Annotated in this window: 20 protein-coding genes; 18 read left to right on the forward strand and 2 right to left on the reverse strand. The window is 39.9% G+C overall.

The features are described from left to right. Nucleotides 1-44 precede the first annotated feature (44 nt). The 3 genes from rapZ to whiA are packed head-to-tail and all read left to right on the forward strand — an operon-like array spanning nucleotide 45 to nucleotide 2,817. Nucleotides 45-935: an RNase adapter RapZ gene (gene rapZ, locus QM941_RS00960; RefSeq protein WP_414337838.1), complete on the forward strand. Its 891-nt coding sequence runs from the start codon at nucleotides 45-47 to the stop codon at nucleotides 933-935. Further along, nucleotides 932-1,909: a YvcK family protein gene (locus QM941_RS00965; protein WP_414337840.1), complete on the forward strand. Its 978-nt coding sequence runs from the start codon at nucleotides 932-934 to the stop codon at nucleotides 1,907-1,909. The genes rapZ and QM941_RS00965 overlap by 4 nt, the downstream gene beginning before the upstream one ends. Next, a complete protein-coding gene (whiA, locus tag QM941_RS00970) occupies nucleotides 1,906-2,817 on the forward strand; it encodes a DNA-binding protein WhiA (protein WP_414337842.1) in 912 nt (303 codons plus the stop codon). Before QM941_RS00965 ends, whiA begins: the two co-directional genes overlap by 4 nt. A 33-nt stretch (nucleotides 2,818-2,850) precedes the next feature. On the opposite strand, the gene QM941_RS00975 is transcribed toward whiA, so the two are convergent. Next, a complete protein-coding gene (locus QM941_RS00975) occupies nucleotides 2,851-3,819 on the reverse strand; it encodes an NAD(P)/FAD-dependent oxidoreductase (RefSeq protein ID WP_414337844.1) in 969 nt (322 codons plus the stop codon). A gap of 133 nt (nucleotides 3,820-3,952) precedes the next feature. On the opposite strand from QM941_RS00975, the gene cdaA reads away from it, so the two are divergent. The 12 genes from cdaA (at nucleotide 3,953) to QM941_RS01035 (ending at nucleotide 15,192) form a co-directional block, all read left to right on the forward strand. Next, nucleotides 3,953-4,810: a diadenylate cyclase CdaA gene (gene cdaA, locus QM941_RS00980; protein ID WP_414337846.1), complete on the forward strand. Its 858-nt coding sequence runs from the start codon at nucleotides 3,953-3,955 to the stop codon at nucleotides 4,808-4,810. Continuing rightward, complete coding sequence (locus QM941_RS00985) at nucleotides 4,797-5,588, forward strand: YbbR-like domain-containing protein (RefSeq protein WP_414337848.1); 792 nt, start codon at nucleotides 4,797-4,799, stop codon at nucleotides 5,586-5,588. Before cdaA ends, QM941_RS00985 begins: the two co-directional genes overlap by 14 nt. A gap of 30 nt (nucleotides 5,589-5,618) precedes the next feature. Then, complete coding sequence (glmM, locus tag QM941_RS00990; RefSeq protein ID WP_414337851.1) at nucleotides 5,619-6,968, forward strand: phosphoglucosamine mutase; 1,350 nt, start codon at nucleotides 5,619-5,621, stop codon at nucleotides 6,966-6,968. A 65-nt stretch (nucleotides 6,969-7,033) separates the two neighbouring features. Beyond that, a complete protein-coding gene (locus tag QM941_RS00995; RefSeq protein WP_414337853.1) occupies nucleotides 7,034-7,408 on the forward strand; it encodes a DUF1149 family protein in 375 nt (124 codons plus the stop codon). Between the two features lie 2 nt (nucleotides 7,409-7,410). Then, nucleotides 7,411-8,259, forward strand: a complete 849-nt coding sequence (locus QM941_RS01000; protein WP_414337872.1) for a DegV family protein — start codon at nucleotides 7,411-7,413, stop codon at nucleotides 8,257-8,259. Nucleotides 8,260-8,299: 40 nt separating this feature from the next. After that, the gene (gene dapB, locus QM941_RS01005; protein WP_414337881.1) at nucleotides 8,300-9,067 is read left to right on the forward strand and encodes a 4-hydroxy-tetrahydrodipicolinate reductase; all 768 of its coding nucleotides are present in this window, start codon (nucleotides 8,300-8,302) and stop codon (nucleotides 9,065-9,067) included. Next, entirely contained in the window at nucleotides 9,064-10,263 is a 1,200-nt protein-coding gene (locus QM941_RS01010; RefSeq protein WP_414337884.1) for a CCA tRNA nucleotidyltransferase, read from the forward strand. Before dapB ends, QM941_RS01010 begins: the two co-directional genes overlap by 4 nt. Continuing rightward, entirely contained in the window at nucleotides 10,260-12,128 is a 1,869-nt protein-coding gene (locus QM941_RS01015; protein WP_414337887.1) for an ABC-F family ATP-binding cassette domain-containing protein, read from the forward strand. The genes QM941_RS01010 and QM941_RS01015 overlap by 4 nt, the downstream gene beginning before the upstream one ends. After that, on the forward strand, nucleotides 12,128-12,721 hold the full coding sequence (locus QM941_RS01020; RefSeq protein WP_414337889.1) for a hypothetical protein: 594 nt from the start codon (nucleotides 12,128-12,130) through the stop codon (nucleotides 12,719-12,721). Before QM941_RS01015 ends, QM941_RS01020 begins: the two co-directional genes overlap by 1 nt. 139 nt (nucleotides 12,722-12,860) lie before the next feature. Further along, nucleotides 12,861-13,373, forward strand: coding sequence for an adenine phosphoribosyltransferase (locus QM941_RS01025; RefSeq protein WP_006148048.1), 513 nt, complete (start codon nucleotides 12,861-12,863; stop codon nucleotides 13,371-13,373). 191 nt (nucleotides 13,374-13,564) lie between these two features. Further along, on the forward strand, nucleotides 13,565-14,509 hold the full coding sequence (metA, locus tag QM941_RS01030; protein WP_414337892.1) for a homoserine O-acetyltransferase MetA: 945 nt from the start codon (nucleotides 13,565-13,567) through the stop codon (nucleotides 14,507-14,509). An 8-nt stretch (nucleotides 14,510-14,517) separates the two neighbouring features. Beyond that, nucleotides 14,518-15,192: a DnaD domain-containing protein gene (locus QM941_RS01035; RefSeq protein ID WP_414337893.1), complete on the forward strand. Its 675-nt coding sequence runs from the start codon at nucleotides 14,518-14,520 to the stop codon at nucleotides 15,190-15,192. Nucleotides 15,193-15,282: 90 nt separating this feature from the next. Here the strand turns inward: QM941_RS01035 and QM941_RS01040 are convergent, their stop codons facing one another. Next, complete coding sequence (locus QM941_RS01040) at nucleotides 15,283-16,734, reverse strand: alpha-amylase (protein WP_414337895.1); 1,452 nt, start codon at nucleotides 16,732-16,734, stop codon at nucleotides 15,283-15,285. Nucleotides 16,735-16,984: 250 nt separating this feature from the next. Between QM941_RS01040 and QM941_RS01045 the strand changes: the two genes are divergently transcribed. The 3 genes from QM941_RS01045 to QM941_RS01055 are packed head-to-tail and all read left to right on the forward strand — an operon-like array spanning nucleotide 16,985 to nucleotide 19,666. Next, nucleotides 16,985-18,148 (forward strand): class I SAM-dependent rRNA methyltransferase, encoded by a 1,164-nt coding sequence (locus QM941_RS01045; RefSeq protein WP_414337898.1) that lies wholly within the window; start codon nucleotides 16,985-16,987, stop codon nucleotides 18,146-18,148. Then, entirely contained in the window at nucleotides 18,145-18,822 is a 678-nt protein-coding gene (gene aroD / locus QM941_RS01050) for a type I 3-dehydroquinate dehydratase (RefSeq protein WP_414337900.1), read from the forward strand. The genes QM941_RS01045 and aroD overlap by 4 nt, the downstream gene beginning before the upstream one ends. Next, a complete protein-coding gene (locus QM941_RS01055; protein ID WP_414337902.1) occupies nucleotides 18,812-19,666 on the forward strand; it encodes a shikimate dehydrogenase in 855 nt (284 codons plus the stop codon). The genes aroD and QM941_RS01055 overlap by 11 nt, the downstream gene beginning before the upstream one ends. The last annotated feature ends 4 nt before the right edge of the window (nucleotides 19,667-19,670 follow it).

Here is a 19,670-nt window from a genome sequence, read left to right on the forward strand (position 1 = left end):
GAGGTTTGGTTCTTCCAAACTTCTTTTGATATAAGGAGACAAAGATGACAAAGAAACAACTTCACCTTGTAATTGTGACAGGTATGAGTGGTGCTGGTAAAACTGTTGCTATTCAATCCTTCGAAGACCTAGGTTATTTTACGATTGATAATATGCCACCTGCCCTTCTACCAAAATTTATCCAATTAGTAGAGACTAGAGATGACGACCATAAACTAGCTTTGGTGGTAGATATGAGAAGTCGTTCCTTCTTCTCAGAAATTCAACTGGTTTTGGATGAATTGGAGAATCAAGAAGATCTAGATTTTAAAATCCTCTTTTTAGATGCAGCGGATAAGGAATTGGTTGCACGTTATAAGGAAACCAGAAGAAGTCACCCTCTGGCTGCAGACGGTCGAATTTTGGATGGGATTAAGTTGGAACGCGAGCTCTTGGCTCCCTTAAAAAATATGAGTCAAAATGTAGTAGATACAACGGAATTGACTCCTCGTGGACTTCGTAAAACCATCGCAGAGCAATTTTCAGATCAAGAACAAACTCAGTCATTTCGTATTGAAGTTATGTCCTTTGGTTTCAAATATGGAATTCCAATTGATGCTGACTTGGTGTTTGATGTCCGCTTTTTGCCAAATCCCTACTATCAACCAGAACTTCGCAATCAGACAGGTGAGGACCAAGCTGTCTATGACTTCGTAATGAGGCATGAAGAATCCGAAGACTTTTACCGTCACTTGTTGGCCTTAATTGAACCAATTTTACCGGCTTATAAAAAAGAAGGCAAATCAGTTTTAACCATTGCTATTGGCTGTACGGGTGGTCAACACCGAAGTGTGGCTTTTGCCAAACGCTTAGCCAATGACTTGGCTAAAAATTGGCCAGTAAACGAAAGTCATCGTGATAAAGACCGCAGAAAGGAAACGGTAAACCGTTCATGAGAAAACCCAAAATTACGGTGATTGGTGGGGGAACTGGAATCCCCGTTATCTTAAAAAGTTTAAGGGAAAAAGATGTCGAGATTGCAGCGATTGTAACTGTTGCTGATGATGGAGGTTCTTCAGGAGAGCTTCGAAAAAATATCCAGCAGTTAACGCCTCCAGGAGATCTCCGCAATGTTTTAGTTGCGATGTCAGATATGCCAAAGTTTTATGAAAAAGTCTTTCAGTATCGTTTTTCTGATGAGGCTGGCGCCTTTGCTGGTCATCCTCTTGGAAATCTGATTATTGCAGGTATATCGGAAATGCAGGGTTCAACCTATAATGCCATGCAACTACTCAGTAAATTTTTTCATACGACTGGAAAGATTTACCCATCAAGTGACCATCCTTTGACGCTTCATGCGGTCTTCAAAGACGGTTCAGAAGTAGTAGGAGAAAGTCATATTGCCGATCATCCTGGGATGATTGACCATGTCTATGTATCCAATACTCTGGACGATGAAAAGCCACAGGCTAGTCGTCGAGTGGTAAATACGATTCTTGAGAGTGATATGATTGTCTTAGGACCAGGTTCTCTTTTTACCTCCATTCTACCTAATATCGTCATTGAGGAGATAGGGCAAGCATTGCTAGAAACAAAGGCAGAGATTGCCTATGTCTGCAATATCATGACCCAGCGTGGTGAGACTGAACGATTTACCGACAGTGACCACGTAGAAGTCTTGCACCGTCATCTGGGCCGACCTTTCATCGATACAGTTCTTGTCAATATTGAAAAAGTTCCAAGAGAATATATGGATACTAACCGTTTTGATGAATATTTGGTTCAGGTAGAGCATGATTTTGATGGTTTGCGTAAACAGGTTCCTCGTGTCATTTCATCAAACTTTCTTCGTTTGGAAAACGGTGGTGCCTTCCATGATGGCGATTTGATTGTGGATGAACTGATGAGTATCATACAGGTGAGAAAATGAGTTTCACAGTTGCAGTAAAAGAAGAAATTCTGGGCCAACATCATCTAAGGCGATATGAGCTATCAGCCATTATCAAAATGTCGGGTAGTGTTGGTTTATCCAGTTCGGGCTTAACCTTATCGGTTGTGACAGAAAATCCCAAGCTGGCCCGTCATCTCTATGAGTCTTTTCTATATTTCTATGACATCAAATCAGAGATTCGCCACCATCAGAGGAGCAATCTTCGTAAAAATCGTGTTTATACCGTTTTTACAGATGAAAGAGTCCAGGAACTCTTGGCAGATTTGCGCTTGGCTGATTCATTCTTTGGACTAGAAACGGGAATTGATCCAGAAATTCTGGCAGATGAGGAAGCTAGTCGTGCCTATCTCTGTGGTGCTTTTTTGGCAAATGGGAGTATCCGTGATCCAGAGTCAGGCAAATATCAACTTGAAATTAGTTCAGTTTATCTAGATCACGCCCAAGGGATTGCTTCGCTCTTGCAGCATTTTCTACTGGATGCCAAGGTCATTGAGCGTAAGAAAGGGGCAGTGACCTATCTCCAGAGGGCGGAAGATATCATGGATTTCCTAATTGTCATTGGAGCTATGCAGGCCCGTGATACCTATGAAGGTGTTAAAATTCTACGAGAAACTCGTAATGATCTTAATCGAGCTAATAATGCAGAAACTGCTAATATTGCTCGTACCGTTTCAGCCAGTATGAAGACCATTAACAATATCAGTAAAATCAAAGATAGAATTGGTTTGGACAATCTTCCGGCAGATTTGCAGGAAGTCGCTCGTTTGCGTATCCAACACCCAGATTATTCTATCCAGCAATTGGCAGATAGTCTGAGTAATCCAATGACCAAGAGTGGTGTCAATCACAGACTGAGAAAAATCAACAAAATAGCAGATGAATTATAAAAACCACGAACCCTAGGATTCGTGGTTTTTTTCTTATAGACTTGTAGAGTGTTTTGGTTGTACTTTTTGTTCTGGGTAAATGTAGTTAATGGCGTTGTTGACAGCAGTTGGTGCTTCACCAAGACCTGTGGCAATCAAGTCAATCTTACCTTCATAGTAGCAGCAGTCACCGATTGCGTAAATTCCAGCTTGACTTGATTCTTGCTTGCTGTTAACGATAATCTTGTGGCGGTTAAGGTCAAGTCCCCAATTTTTAAGGTTACCGACAGAAGATTTAAATCCATAGTTAACAAAGAGATGATCGAGTTCAATACTTTCAGTATCATCGGATTTAACTTTTGTGATTTCAAGTTTGTCAAGAGTTTGGCCGTCACCAAGAAGTTGACTCGGTACAAATGGTGTTTTGATAGTCACAGAAGACTCTTGCAAGGCTTGGACGCTATGCTCAAGAGCACGGAAATTATCGCGACGGTGCACAAGTGTAGTTGGAGCAATCTTTTCAAAAGCTAGTGCCCAGTCAACTGCAGAATCACCACCACCTAAGATTGTCACTTTTTTACCAGCATATTGTTGGATATTGGAAACGTGGTAGTGGATATTCTGGTAAGTGTCAACACCATCTAATTCCAAAGGACGAGGGGTAAAGGCTCCTCCTCCCATGGCAATGATAACAGTTTTTGAAAGATGGCTTCCCTTATTAGTTTCAATGCTAAAATGGTCCCCATTGTTTATAATATCCAAAACAGTTTCATTAAGGAAGATTGGAGTATCAAAGCTATTAACCTGCTCAAGTAAGCGATTGGTCAACTCTTCGCCGGTCAAGTTTGGAAAGCCTGGTACATCGAGAATTTTCTTTTCAGGGTAGAGGATGGCAGGCTGACCACCCAATTGTGGAAGCGAGTCAATAATTTGGACTTTGGCTTGGCGTAGGTGAGCATAGAATGCAGCAAAGAGGCCTACAGGACCACCTCCAACGATGGTAATATCATATAGTTCAGACATGATTTTTCCTTTCTTATATCTATTTTCTTATTCTATCATATTTTTACATAATGTAAAATAAAGTAGGAAGAAGAAAAATTTTTTAGAAAATGATATAATAAAGAGAGCTTTTTTAATGGGGAGGAGGCCGAGGATGATTTTCCAGCAATTATCAAATCTCCAGTACTGGTCTAGTCTATTTTCCAGTCCATGGAGTATTGTGATAAATCTGATAGATATTCTGATTGTTACCTATATCTTGTATCAATTTACAAAATCAATTGCGGGAACTAAAATTATGATTTTAGTTCGAGGGGTTTTAGTTTTTATTTTAGCCCAAATTTTAGCCAATGCCCTAGGTCTTACGACCATTTCTTGGCTCATGAATCAATTGATTACATATGGGGTTATAGCAGCAGTAGTTATTTTCTCCCCTGAAATTCGGACAGTTTTGGAGCGTTTGGGTCGTGCAACGGAATTCTTTTCCAATACTCCCCTTAGTTCAGAAGAACAGATGATTCGTTCTTTCGTTAAAGCTGTTGAGTATATGAGTCCTCGTAAGATAGGGGCCTTGGTATCTGTGCAGCGTGTCAGAACATTGCAGGAATATATTGCAACGGGGATACCTTTAGATGCCAAGATTTCAGCTGAGTTGTTGATTAATATTTTTATCCCTAATACACCTTTGCATGATGGAGCTGTCATTATTAAAGGAGACAGGGTAGCAGTAACATCTGCTTATCTTCCCCTAACAAAAAATACAGGAATCTCAAAGGAATTTGGAACTCGACATAGAGCTGCTATTGGATTATCTGAAGTTTCCGATGCTCTTACCTTTGTTGTGTCTGAAGAAACAGGTGGAGTTTCCATTACTTATAACGGTGTCTTTAAACATGACTTAAGTTTGGAAGAATTTGAATCAGAGTTACGAAGAGTTTTCATACCAGAAGGAACACAAGAAGTGAGTTTGCGAGAACGTATTTTAGGGGGCTTCAAACATGAAAAGAAATAGTCTTTATATTATCTCCTCTCTACTTTTTGCATGTGTCTTATTCATTTATGCCACTTCTATTAATTATCAAAATAATAATAACGCAAGATCTACTCGGACAGAAACGTATACCAATACGGTATTAAATGTCCCAATTGATATTGAATATGATAGTGAACAATATTTTATCAGTGGTTTTAGCTCAGAAGTAACAGTTTTTTTGACTGGTTCAAATCGGGTAACCTTGGCTAGTGAAATGCAAGAAAGTACCCGCAAGTTTTCTGTTAAGGCAGATTTGACTCAGGCTACTGAGGGTACTGTTGAGGTCCCATTAACCATCGAGAATTTACCAAGTGGCTTGACAGCGGTAGCAACACCTCAAAAAATTACTGTTAAAATTGGTAAAAAAGTTACACGAGAAAAGGTTCCGGTTATTCCACAGATTGACTACAGTCAAATTGATGAAAGTGTGATTATCGAAAGTGTTACAGTTTCAGATCAAAGAGTTTCTGTGACAAGTGACTCCAATACTTTATCCAAGATTGATAAATTGGTTGCAGTCTTACCAACTAGTGAGAAAATAACTGGAAATTATTCTGGCTCGGTTCCATTACAGGCTGTAGATAAAAATGGTACAGTTCTACCGACTATTATCACGCCATTTGAAACAACCTTAAAAGTAGTTACAAAACCTGCTCGGAACACAAGTAGCACAACGACTTCAACAACTAGTTCTGAGACAACCAGCTCAACTGCTACAGTATTTGAAACAAAACCTAACACTTCGAATAATAATTAAAAAACTAGAATAGAAAAGGAATCATATAATATGGGTAAATATTTTGGAACGGACGGTGTCCGTGGGGAAGCAAACGTAGAATTAACACCAGAATTGGCCTTTAAACTAGGTCGATTTGGAGGTTATGTTCTTAGTCAACATGCAACTGAGGCACCTAAAGTTTTTGTCGGACGTGATACACGTATTTCAGGTGAAATGCTTGAATCAGCGTTGATTGCTGGTCTCCTTTCGGTTGGAATCCATGTGTATAAACTTGGAGTTCTTGCAACTCCAGCAGTTGCCTACCTAGTTAAAACTGAAGGAGCTAGTGCGGGTGTTATGATTTCAGCCAGCCACAATCCTGCTCTTGATAATGGAATCAAATTCTTTGGTGGTGATGGCTTTAAACTTGATGATGACAAGGAAGCAGAAATTGAAGCTTTGTTGGACGCTTCCGAAGACACTCTTCCACGCCCAAGTGCAGAAGGGTTAGGTTCTGTTGTTGATTATCCAGAAGGCTTGCGTAAGTATGAAGGTTACCTAGTTTCAACAGGAACTCCTCTTGAAGGAATGAAGGTCGCTCTAGACACTGCGAATGGGGCAGCTTCAACAAGCGCTCGCCAGATTTTTGCAGACTTGGGAGCTCAATTGACTATTATTGGGGAAACTCCAGATGGTCTTAATATCAACTTGAATGTTGGTTCTACACATCCTGAGACTTTACAAGAAATCGTTAAAGAGACTCAATCAGCTATTGGTTTAGCCTTTGACGGGGATAGTGACCGTTTGATTGCCGTAGATGAAAATGGTAAGATTGTAGATGGTGATAAAATCATGTATATCATCGGAAAATACTTATCAGAAAAAGGTCAACTAGCTCAAAATACTATCGTCACAACTGTCATGTCTAACCTTGGTTTCCATAAGGCTTTGGATCGTGAAGGTATCAATAAAGCAGTCACTGCAGTTGGTGACCGCTACGTTGTTGAAGAAATGAGAAAATCAGGCTATAACCTTGGTGGTGAACAATCAGGACACGTCATCCTGATGGATTACAACACAACAGGGGACGGTCAATTGTCAGCTGTACAATTAACGAAAATCATGCAGGAAACTGGCAAGAGCTTGTCTCAATTAGCTTCAGAAGTTACCATTTATCCTCAGAAATTGGTTAACATCCGTGTTGAAAATACCATGAAAGAAAAAGCTATGGAAGTACCTGCTATCAAGGCTATTATTGAGAAAATGGAAGCCGAGATGGCTGGAAATGGTCGTATTCTTGTCCGTCCGAGTGGAACAGAACCACTTTTACGCGTCATGGCAGAAGCCCCAACAACAGAAGAAGTAGACTACTATGTAGATACTATCGCAGCTGTTGTCACAGAAGAAATCGGAATTTAGGAAAATAGCAGAAAATAAGAAAATTTGCTAAAATGTCAAAATAAATTGTAATAATGGAGAAAATCATGAATTTAAAACGTGAACAAGAATTTGTCAGTCAGTATCACTTTGATGCGCGTAATTTTGAATGGGAAAATGAGAATGGATTACCTGAAACAAAAGTGGACGTGAATTTCCAACTACTTCAACATGATAAAGAAAACCAAGTTACCTCACTCGTTGTGGTTCTAAGTTTTATGATTGTTTTTGATAGATTTGTAATTAGTGGAACTATATCTCAAGTAAACCATGTGGAGGGTCGTATAGTTGAGCAACCAGGTGATTTCACTCAAGAAGAAGTCGAAAATCTAGCTAGACCTTGTTTAAATATGCTTAACCGTTTGACTTATGAAGTAACAGAAATCGCCCTAGACTTACCAGGAATCAATTTGGAGTTTTAGTCATGAAATTAGCTGTCATTACAGATTCTTCAGCTTATTTAGAAGCGAAGACTCTGCAAAGAGAGAATGTATTTATTTTAGATATTCCTGTCAATATTGATGGAGAAGAGTATGTGGAAGGTGTCAATCTAACTGCTGACCAGTTTTATCATAAAATGGCTAAAGCAGCTGAATTACCAAAAACCAGTCAGCCTAGTATTGCTAAGTTGGATGAAATTTTAGCAACATTGAAAGAAGTAGGTTACACACATGTATTAGGCCTCTTTCTTTCATCAGGGATTTCTGGCTTCTATCAGAACATCCAATATATGATAGATGAGTATGAAGGATTAACAATTTCCTTTCCAGATACTAAGATTACAAGTGCGCCTCTAGGTTTTATGGTAGAAAGTGTCTTCCAATGGCTAGAACATGGGGATGATTTTACCACTATCAATGATAAACTTTCTAAACAAATCGAGGGGACTTCAGCCTTTATCATGGTAGATGATCTTGATCACTTGGTTAAGGGTGGGCGTCTTTCAAATGGAGCCGCCATTTTGGGAAATCTCCTTAGTATCAAGCCAATTCTTTACTTCAATGATCAAGGTGTGATTGAGGTTTATGAAAAGGTTCGTACAGAGAAGAAAGCAACCAAACGCTTGGTTGAAATTATACAGGAAGCCACACATCAAGGAAACTATCGAATCACAGTGATTCATGGGAATGCCCTGCAAAAAGCTGAGGATTTGCGCCAACAATTGCTCGAAAGTGGAATTGCAGCAAATGTTGAGATTGCGACTATTGGTAGTGTCATTGGAACCCACCTTGGAGAAGGTAGTATCGCCTTGAGCTATATCCCTATAATTTAAGGGCACCCAAGGTTCTTCCTATCTTAGAAAAGAGATTTAAATGAGTATTGGCGTAATTATCGCAGGTTTTAGAGGCAAGATGGGCCAAGCTGCTTGTCAGATGGTCATGGCAGATCCTGAGTTAGAACTTCTAGCAGTTTTGGATCCTTCAGAATCATCAAAAATGTGGCAAGGAGTTCCTGTTTTCAATGATAAGGTGGACTTGATTGGATTTTCTGCTGATGTTTGGGTGGACTTTACTACCCCAGCTGTAGCTTATGAAAATACTCGTTTTGCCCTTGAAAATGGCTTTGCTCCTGTAGTAGGAACAACAGGTTTCACTAGTCAGGAAATCGAAGAATTAAAAGATGTTTCTCGTTCCAAAAACTTGGGTGGCTTGATTGCTCCAAACTTTGCCTTGGGAGCTGTCTTGCTCATGCAATTTGCGGCACAGGCAGCTAAATACTTTCCAAATGTGGAGATTATTGAGCTTCACCATGATAAGAAAAAAGATGCTCCGAGTGGTACAGCTATTAAAACAGCTGAGTTGATGGCTCAAGTTCGTGAGTCTATTCAACAAGGTGCTAGTGATGAGGAGGAACTCCTTGCTGGTGCACGTGGTGCCAACTTTGATGGCATGCGTATCCATTCGGTTCGTTTGCCAGGTCTGGTCGCCCATCAGGAAGTCATTTTTGGAAATCAAGGAGAAGGTTTGACCCTGCGTCATGACTCCTATGATCGTAGCTCCTTCATGACAGGGGTGAATTTGGGAATCAAAGAAGTTATCAAGCGTCATGAGCTTGTCTATGGATTAGAATACTTATTATGAGATTAACACAAATGCCTTCTGAATTTCAGAAGGCTTTACCAGTATTAGAAAAAATTAAAGAAGCAGGTTTTGAAGCCTATTTTGTTGGTGGCTCTGTCAGAGATGCCATTCTTCAACGTCCTATCCATGATGTGGATATCGCGACTTCATCTTATCCTGAAGAGACTAAGCAGATTTTTCCACGCACAGCTGATATCGGCATTGAGCATGGGACCGTTTTGGTTTTAGATGGAGATGAAGAGTACGAGGTCACCACTTTTCGAACAGAGGATGTCTATGTAGACTATCGCAGACCCAGTTCGGTTTCTTTTGTACGTTCGCTAGAAGAAGATCTCAAGCGTCGTGACTTTACAGTCAATGCCTTTGCTTTAGATGAGTCTGGGGAAATCATTGATTTATTTGACGGGCTAAAAGATTTAGAAAATCAAGTTTTGCGAGCAGTTGGAGTTGCCGGTGAGCGTTTCAACGAAGATGCTCTACGAATTATGCGTGGTTTTCGTTTCCAGGCCAGTCTTGGTTTTGAACTTGAAGCAGAGACCTTCAAAGCTATGAAAGATCTGACACCACTCTTAGAGAAAATTTCTATAGAGCGTACCTTTGTTGAGTTTGATAAACTCTTGCTGGCACCTTTTTGGCGAGTTGGCTTGTCTTCCATGATTGAGAGTCAAGCTTATGATTATCTCCCTGATATGGAAGCCAGTCGAGAAAAGCTTCAAAAATTGTTTGATTTAGAGGCGGACTTCACCTTCGAGTCTTCTGAACAAGCCTGGGCAGCACTTTTATGGGTTTTAGAAGTGGAAGATGCTCAAAAGTTTTTAAAACATTGGAAAACGTCACGCCAGTTTGCCAAGCAAGTACAGGATTTACTGACTATTTTAACTTTGCGTGAAAAGGGAGAATTGAGCAAGCGTGATTGTTACCGTTTTGATCTCGATTCACTCTTACAGGCTGAAAATCTTCGCAGAGCTCAAGGGAAGGAAGTCAATCCACAAGCTATCATAGATACCTATAAAAGTTTGACCATTCAAGATAAGAAAGAAATCCAAATTAATGGAGGCATTCTTATCAAGTATTATGGGTACCAGCCTGGGCCAGACTTGGGAGATGTTTTAGAAGAAATTGAATATGCCATTGTGGACGGAGATTTGGAAAATAGTTCTGAGGCGATTCATGCCTATTTAAGGGAGAAAAAATGAGTGATTTTATTGTTGAAAAACTGAGTAAATCGGTAGGAGATAAAACTGTTTTTAAAGATATTTCCTTTATTATTCATGATTTGGATCGAATCGGTCTCATTGGTGTCAATGGGACAGGGAAGACAACTCTTTTGGATGTCCTTTCGGGAATCTCTGGTTTTGATGGAGACGTCAGTCCTTTTTTAGCTAAAAATGATTACAAGATTGGCTACTTGACCCAGGATCCGCATTTTGATGATAGTAAGACGGTTCTAGATACAGTTCTCTCAAGTGACCTCAAAGAAATCCAACTAATTCGTGAGTATGAACTCCTTATGCTCAACTATAGCGAAGACAAGCAGGCTCGTTTAGAACGGGTTATGGCGGAGATGGATTCACTTCAAGCTTGGGAAATCGAAAGTCAGGTCAAGACTGTTCTCAGTAAACTAGGCATTCAAGAATTATCAACTCCTGTTGGAGCTTTGTCGGGTGGTCTTCGTAGACGGGTTCAATTGGCGCAAGTGCTTTTAGGAAATCATGATCTCTTGCTTCTTGATGAGCCAACCAACCATCTGGACATTGCGACTATTGAGTGGCTGACACTTTTCTTGAAGAATTCCAAGAAGACCGTCCTCTTCATCACCCACGATCGCTATTTTCTAGATGCACTGTCAACACGTATTTTCGAGTTGGACCGAGCAAAATTGACCGAGTATCAGGGGAATTACCAAGATTATGTCCGTCTTAAGGCTGAACAGGATGAGCGTGACGCAGCTCTTCTTCACAAAAAGGAACAACTTTACAAACAAGAATTAGCTTGGATGAGACGGCAACCTCAAGCTCGTGCGACCAAGCAACAGGCTCGTATCAATCGTTTCCATGACTTGAGAAAGGAAGTTTCAGGAACTACAGCTGAAACGGATCTAAGCATGAATTTTGAAACCAGTCGAATCGGGAAAAAAGTCATCGAATTTAGGGATGTTTCCTTTGCCTATGACGATAAACCGATTCTGAAACATTTTAATCTTTTGGTCCAAGCCAAAGACCGTATCGGAATCGTCGGGGACAATGGTGTTGGGAAGTCAACCCTTCTTAACCTTATTGCAGGAAGACTTGAAGCGACTGAAGGACAAGTTATCATCGGTGAAACAGTACGCATTGCCTATTTCTCTCAACAAATCGAAGGTTTGGATGAAAGTAAGCGGGTTATCAATTACCTGCAGGAAGTGGCAGAAGAGGTTAAGACTAGCGGTGGTACTACGACATCCATTGCAGAATTACTAGAACAATTTCTTTTCCCTCGTTCAATGCACGGTACCTTGATTGAGAAGCTGTCAGGTGGAGAGAAGAAGCGTCTTTACCTCCTCAAACTACTCCTTGAAAAACCCAATGTGCTTCTCTTGGATGAACCAACAAATGACCTAGACATTGCGACTTTAACAGTTCTAGAAAATTTCTTACAAGGTTTTGCAGGACCAGTCTTGACAGTTAGTCATGACCGCTATTTCCTTGATAAGGTAGCAACTAAGATTCTTGCTTTTGAAGATGGAACCATCCGTCCTTTCTTTGGCCATTATACAGATTATCTAGATGAAAAGGCCTTTGAAGCAGAAGCAGTAACACAAAGTCAAAAAGTTGAGAAGGAAAAAGTCGTCAAAGTCCGTGAAGAGAAAAAACGGATGACCTACCAAGAAAAGCAGGAATGGGCAAGTATTGAAGGTGACATCGAAGCCTTGGAAAACCACATCTCTTCTATAGAGGAAGAAATGCTAGCAAATGGTTCTGACTTTGGGAAACTAGCTACCCTTCAAAAAGAGTTAGACGAGAAAAATGAAGACTTACTGGAAAAATATGAACGCTATGAATATTTAAGTGAGTTAGTATAATGGAAGAAACAATTATTAAATGGAGTAGTAAGAAAATCGTTTTGAGCCTTATTCTTTATCTACTAGAATTGGCTCTTCTACTTTGGATCTTTTCGTTTTTGCTGAGCTATCCCGAAGAAGCACCTGCGGGATTGGTGGCCTTAATCCTCTTTATTGGTTTCTTGATCCTCATCGTTGGCTTCATTTTGTATCAACATTTGCGACGGCTTTTTTCTGATAAAGAGTATTTGAAATGTACGGCTCAAGGATTTTCCTATAAACCATATCCAAAGAAAGACTGGCAGTTTTATTCCTGGGGACAGGTAGAAAAGTTTGCTCTCACGAGAATTAAGGGCAGTAGAAATACAAGGGATTTTTATATGATTGAGGTTCAGTTTTATGATAAGGAAGTTTTAAAATCAAACTTTTTCTGGTATCGTCTTCGAAGTAGATTTACAAGTTCAAAACATTCGAACGTTTTGAAAATCCCAATCTATTTGCTGGATGTTGGCTTGCCAAAGAGAGTATTTGAAACCATGTCCTACTTTGAGCGAGAGTGGCGTATCCAACAAAATCGTCAACGGAATCAAACTTCTAAAAGCAAAAAGAAGTAAGTACTTCATTCAGCGAATGCTAGCAACAATTGAAGAAAGAATGAGAAGTCTTGTACCAAGTATCAAGGCTTCTTTCTATTTTGCTTTTCTAGGAATTATGGTATAATAGGGAGTAAAAACTTTAGAAGAAAGAAACGCTATGAACTTAAAAGATTACATTGCAAGTATTGAAAATTACCCACAAGAAGGAATTACTTTCCGTGATATTAGCCCATTGATGGCAGATGGAAATGCCTACAGTTACGCTGTTCGTGAAATTGTTCAATATGCTACTAATAAAAAGATTGATATGATCGTAGGACCAGAAGCTCGTGGATTTATCGTTGGATGTCCAGTCGCTTTTGAGTTGGGAATTGGTTTTGCGCCTGTTCGTAAACCTGGCAAGTTGCCACGTGAAGTCATTTCAGCGGACTACGAAAAAGAATATGGAGTTGACACTTTGACTATGCACGCAGATGCTATCAAACCAGGACAACGTGTTCTTATCGTAGATGACCTCTTGGCAACAGGTGGTACTGTTAAAGCAACCATCGAAATGATTGAAAAATTGGGTGGAGTCGTAGCAGGTTGTGCCTTCTTGATCGAACTGGATGAACTCAAAGGTCGTGAAGCTATCGGAGATTACGACTATAAAGTGCTGATGCATTATTAATGAAAAACAGTCCCTAGGGCTGTTTTCTCTTCATTTGATATAAAAATAAGCTATATCTAGTTAGAGAAAAACTATAATTGAAAACTATATCTTCATACAGTATAATAAAGGGAAAGAGAAACGTCAGCATTTTTCCCCGTTGACGATACCATGTTTACTTGAGTCCAATATGATACAGTAAGGAGATTTCTATGCCGATTCGAATTGATAAAAAATTACCAGCAGTTGAGATTTTACGAACGGAAAATATTTTCGTCATGGATGACCAGAGGGCGGCTCATCAGGATATTCGACCACTGAAAATTTTGATTTTAAACTTGATGCCACTGAAAATGGTTACAGAAACTCAGCTTTTACGCCATTTAGCCAATACTCCTTTGCAGTTAGATATTGAATTTTTATATATGGAAAGTCATCAGTCGAAAACAACTCGTTCTGAGCATATGAAGACTTTTTATAAGACCTTCTCAGAAGTTCAAGACCAGTATTTTGATGGCTTGATTATTACAGGTGCTCCAGTTGAACATCTCCCTTTTGAAGAAGTGGACTATTGGGAGGAATTTACTAAGGTTATCGATTGGTCTAAGACTCATGTCTTTTCAACCCTGTATATTTGCTGGGGAGCACAAGCGGGTCTATACTATCGCTATGGCGTAGATAAATACCAGATGGACCAGAAGCTTTCTGGGATTTATTCTCAAGATGTTTTGAAAGAAGGTCATCTTCTACTGAGAGGTTTTGATGATTTATATGTATCCCCTCATTCTCGCCATACAGAAGTCCACAAAGAAGATATTCTAAACAAAACAAATCTAGAGATTTTAGCATCAGGAGAAGAGGTAGGAGTCTCTATCCTTGCGAGTCGAGATTTGAGAGAAGTCTATAGCTTTGGGCATTTAGAGTATGATCGCGATACGCTCGCAAAGGAATATTTTAGAGATCTAGATGCTGGTTTAGAACCCCACATACCCGAAAATTATTTTAAAAATGACGACATCCATCAAGTTCCCTGTATGCTATGGAGTTCTTCTGCAGCACTCTTTTTCAATAACTGGGTAAACTATGCGGTTTATCAAGAGACACCTTTTGACTGGAAAAGTGTGGAGGATGATGTTTCTCATTTTGGATATTTATAAGAGGAATTATGACTTATTTAGACGCTTTTAAATCTGGCAATTTGGTTCTACCGAGTGCCCTATTAATGCATTACAATCAACTCTTTTCATCTAGTGATGACTTTTTAGTCTGGCAATTTTTTTATCTGCAAAATACGACTGCTTTAGGAGAATTGTCGCCAAGTCAGATTGCAGAAAAGATAGGAAAGCAAGTTCTCGACGTTAACCAAGCTATTTCAAGATTGACAGACAAGGGCTTGCTCCAGTATCGCACAATTGAACTCAATGGCGAAATTGAAGTAATCTTTGATGCAACTCTTGCCCTTGAACGATTGGACCAATTGTCTCAGCAGCAAGATGCGGGACGTATTCAACCAGCTCAGAATGATTTAAAGGGATTGGTAGAAACCTTTCAACAAGAATTAGGACGTCTCTTGAGTCCTTTTGAGATTGAAGATTTAGAGAAGAGTCTTAAAGAAGACGGTACCAGTGCTGATTTGATTAAAGAAGCTTTACGCGAAGCAGTTTTAAATGGAAAGCCAAATTGGAAGTATATCCAAGCTATCCTACGTAATTGGCGTCACGAAGGTATCAAGAGTGTAGCCCAGGTCGAGGCCAAACGATCGGAGAGAGAGGCTAGTAACCCTCAGAAGGTTCAAGTCTCGTCTGATTTTAAAAATGCTATGGATCTATGGAAAGACTAAGATAATATAAAAAACTTGCCTGGAAGCTGGATTGAGTAAAATCCTAACTGCTTACAGGCAAGTTTTTATTTTTTAGTTAGCTGAGTATGACTAGTTGGGCAAGCCCCAAACGCTAACAGAAGCTTCAGCAACTGGGAAATCACCGTATCCATTGGAATTGATGGTCACTTGTCCAGGATGATTTCCTAGTAGATCGACGAAGGTTTGGTCAGCCCACTCGTGACCGACGAACATTGATTTGCTATTTGCTTGGGCGTTAGAGATAAGGACAGCAAGGGGAGTTAGGTTTTCAGCTCCAGAACGTACCCAGCCAATACAGTTAGCATCATCAAAGTAGTCGACTTGTTCTCCATAAGCCAGATTTTTTCGGATGGCTAGAAGCTTATCAAGTACCTCTTTGAAGTCTTCCTGAGCATATTTCCCAGAAATGCCATAGTAATCACCATAGAAGACACAGGGAAGTCCTTGTTGACGTAAAAGTAAAAGAGCGTAAGCTGCAGGCTTGAACCATTCTTCAACAGTGGACTCGAGAGCTTGTCCTCTTTGGGTATCGTGATTATCGACAAAGGTTACGGCCTTATCCGGTTTCATCTGAGCAAGACTGTCATTTAAAATATTTCGCAAATCATATGCTGCACCAGCTTGACTAGCTTCAAATAGATTCATATGAAGGCGGACATCAACAAGGTCAAAGCGGTCTTCGATTTTTTCTAGATAGTCTAGATTAGCATCCTTATCAGGGTTCCAGAATTCTCCAAAAACATAAAAGTCTTGACCGTATTTTTCCTTCATGTCACGGATAAAATTGCCCATGAAGAAAGAGTCAATGTGTTTGACGGCATCAAGGCGGAGGCCGGTCACACCAGTTGTTTGGATGAACCAGTCAGCCCAATCATAAATGTTTTGAACGACTTCAGGGTGTTTGAAGTCAAGGTCAGCATACATGAGGTAGTCATAGTTACCATTTTCGTTATCGACCAACTCTTCTTGAGCCCAGCCTTTATTATCTCCTTGAATGAGATAAATACCTGACTTACGGCGTTTGGCATCGTAGTCAGTACCAGTGAAATGGTACCAGTGCCAGTGGAAATCGTTGTAAGTATTTTGGCGACCATCAAAGGTGAAGCCTGTCCAACCATTGATGGTGAAAGCTTCACCTAATTCCTTGGTCCGATCTTCGGCATCTACTTCAATAACTTGAAAGGTCTCCAAATGATCGGCAGCCGCCTTGTGGTTGAGAACGACATCAGCCATGGGTTGAATTCCATGAGACTTTAAAGTTTGTATAGCCTGGAGATAGTCTTCTTTGAAACCGTACTTGGTTCGAACGGTACCTTTTTGCTCAAATTCACCCAAGTCAAATAGGTCATAGATACCATAGCCGACATCATTTTCATTAGTGGCCTTAAAAGCAGGTGGCATCCAAATATGGCTAATTCCCAAATCAGCTAAGTGTTGAGCATCATTGGCGAGCCGTGTCCAGTGTTGTCCGTCACTTGGTAGGTACCATTCAAAGTATTGCATTAGGGTTTGATTGTTCATAGAAAGTCCTCTTACTTGTCATTAATGAGAATATTTTAGCACAAGAGATAGAATTACGCAAACGTTTGCGCTTGAGAAATAATTGCCGTAGCTTTTAACCTTTTTCTTCTCTTCTGACTTTAGATTAGAATTAGCATAAAAGAAAAAATGCAAACTAGTTTATTTTATGTATCAAATCTTACTCCTTTTATAGAAGAGTTAAATAGTTTCTATTTTGTGAATTGTCACAAAATTTGTTATAATAGTAACTATGAAAAAAGTATTTGTCAGCCGACGAGTTGAAAAAAAACTAAATAAGGGTCAGGTAGTTTTGGAGGAAATTGACTTTCCAGAACTATCTGAAACTGACCAGGAAGTCGCTCTATTCAGTCAAGGTAGACAGTTTTTGGGTAAGGCTTATTTATCTCGTCAAAATAAAGGGATTGGTTGGTTCGTAACGAATCAGAAAGTTTCTTTTGACCAAGTTTTCTTTGAAAAACTATTTACTCAAGCCAAACTAAAACGTTCTACCTACTATCAAGATGATTTGACAACAGCCTTTCGCTTGTTCAATCAAGAGGGCGATGGCTTTGGAGGGATGACCTTGGATCTTTACGGAGATTATGTCGTCTTTTCATGGTATAATACCTATGTTTATCAACTACGCCAGCTGATAGTAGCCGCCTTTGCCCAAGTATTTCCAGAAATATTGGGAGCTTACGAAAAGATTCGTTTTAAGGGCTTGGACTATGAATCGTCTCATATTCACGGTCAAGAGGCACCAGAGAATTTCACAGTTCTTGAAAATGGTGTACTTTATCAAGTCTTTTTGAATGATGGCCTGATGACGGGAATTTTTCTGGACCAACATGAGGTACGTGGCAGTTTAGTAGATGGTTTAGCCATGGGTAAATCCCTACTCAATATGTTTTCTTATACAGCGGCCTTTTCCGTTGCAGCTGCCATGGGTGGTGCTAGTGAAACGACCTCTGTTGACTTGGCTAAGCGTTCCAGAGAGTTGTCAGAAGCTCATTTTCAGGCCAATGGCCTAAGTCTTGATAAGCACCGTTTTGTGGTTATGGATGTCTTTGAGTATTTTAAGTATGCTAAGCGTAAAGGCTTGAGCTACGATGTGATTGTTTTAGATCCGCCTAGCTTTGCTCGTAATAAAAAACAAACTTTTTCTGTAGCTAAGGATTATCACAAGTTGATTTCTCAAAGTTTAGAAATTTTAAATCCAGGTGGTATTATCATTGCTAGCACTAATGCTGCTAATGTTTCCCGCCAGAAATTCACAGAACAAATTGATAAAGGTTTTGCAGGAAGAAAGTATCAAGTATTGACCCAATATGGTCTTCCAGCTGACTTTGTCTATAATAAAAAAGATGAAAGCAGTAATTACCTCAAGGTGATTAGTATGAAGGTAAGTAAATGAAGTTAGTCGTTTCAATCATGCCAAGGAATATAGAAGAAGTGCAAGCAATCGATGTCACGCGTTATGAGGACGCAGATATTATTGAGTGGCGTGCAGACTTCCTAGCCAAGGAAGCTATTTTACAAGTAGCACCAGCTATTTTTGAAAAATTTGCAGGTCGTGAACTTCTCTTCACCTTGCGCACTCGTTCAGAGGGTGGAGAGATTGACTTGTCTTCAGAGGAATATGTCCAAATTATCAAGGATGTTACTCAACTTTATCAGCCAGACTATGTGGATTTTGAGTATTACACACATAAGGATGTTTTTGATCAGATGCTGGATTTCCCAAACTTGGTCCTAAGTTATCATAATTTCCAAGAAACTCCAGACAATATGATGGAAATTTTGTCAGAACTAACTAGCCTAACTCCGAAAGTAGTTAAGGTATCTGTAATGGCACATACAGAACAAGATGTCTTAGACCTTATGAACTACACCCGAGGTTTTAAAACTCTTAATCCTGAACAAGATTACGTCACAATTTCTATGGGGAAAATAGGGAAAGTATCTCGGATTACTTCAGATGTAACGGGCTCAAGTTGGTCTTTTGCTAGTCTCGATGAAGCAAGTGCTCCGGGGCAAATTTCCCTATCGAGTATGAAGAAAATTCGGGAGATCTTAAATGAAGATTGATGGCTACACACGCCTAGCAGCTGTGGTCGCAAATCCTATCAAACATTCCATTTCTCCTTTCATTCATAATAGCGCTTTTGAAGCGACAGGGATAAATGGTGTTTATCTAGCTTTGGAAGTAGAGGTAAGTGATTTGGCTGAAACGGTTGCCAATATTCGCCGTTACCAGATGTTTGGTATCAATCTTTCCATGCCCTACAAGGAAGAGGTCATTCCCTATCTGGATGAATTGAGAGACGAAGTTCGATTGATTGGCGCTGTGAATACAGTAGTGAATCAAGAAGGAACTTTAATTGGATATAATACAGATGGCAAGGGATTCTTTAAGAGCTTGCCTTCTTTTAAAATTTCCGGAAAAAGAATGACCTTGTTGGGAGCTGGTGGAGCTGCTAAATCTATTTTAACTCAGGCAATTTTAGACGGTGCCAGTCAGGTATCTGTCTTTGTACGCTCAACTTCGATGGAAAAAACAAAAGCTTACCTTGAAACGTTGCAGAGTGAGACGGGCTTTCGAGTAGACTTGTATGCCTTAGAAGAACATTCAGTATTGCAGGAAAGGATTGCTGCCTCGGATTTATTAGTTAATGCGACCAGTGTGGGCATGGATGGAAAGTCATCTCCTGTTCCAGAAAACCTATTATTACCTGAAAACCTCTTGGTGGCTGATATCATTTATCAACCCTTTGAAACGCCATTTCTACAATGGGCTAAAAGCCAAGGGAATGTAGCTGTTAACGGACTCGGTATGCTTTTATATCAAGCAGCAGAGGCTTTTAAACTATGGACAGGTAAGGATATGCCAACAGATGAAATTTGGCAGTCCTTAACAGAAAGATATCACTAAAGAA

This window comes from Streptococcus timonensis (assembly GCF_047460355.1).
GTDB lineage: Bacteria > Bacillota > Bacilli > Lactobacillales > Streptococcaceae > Streptococcus > Streptococcus timonensis_A.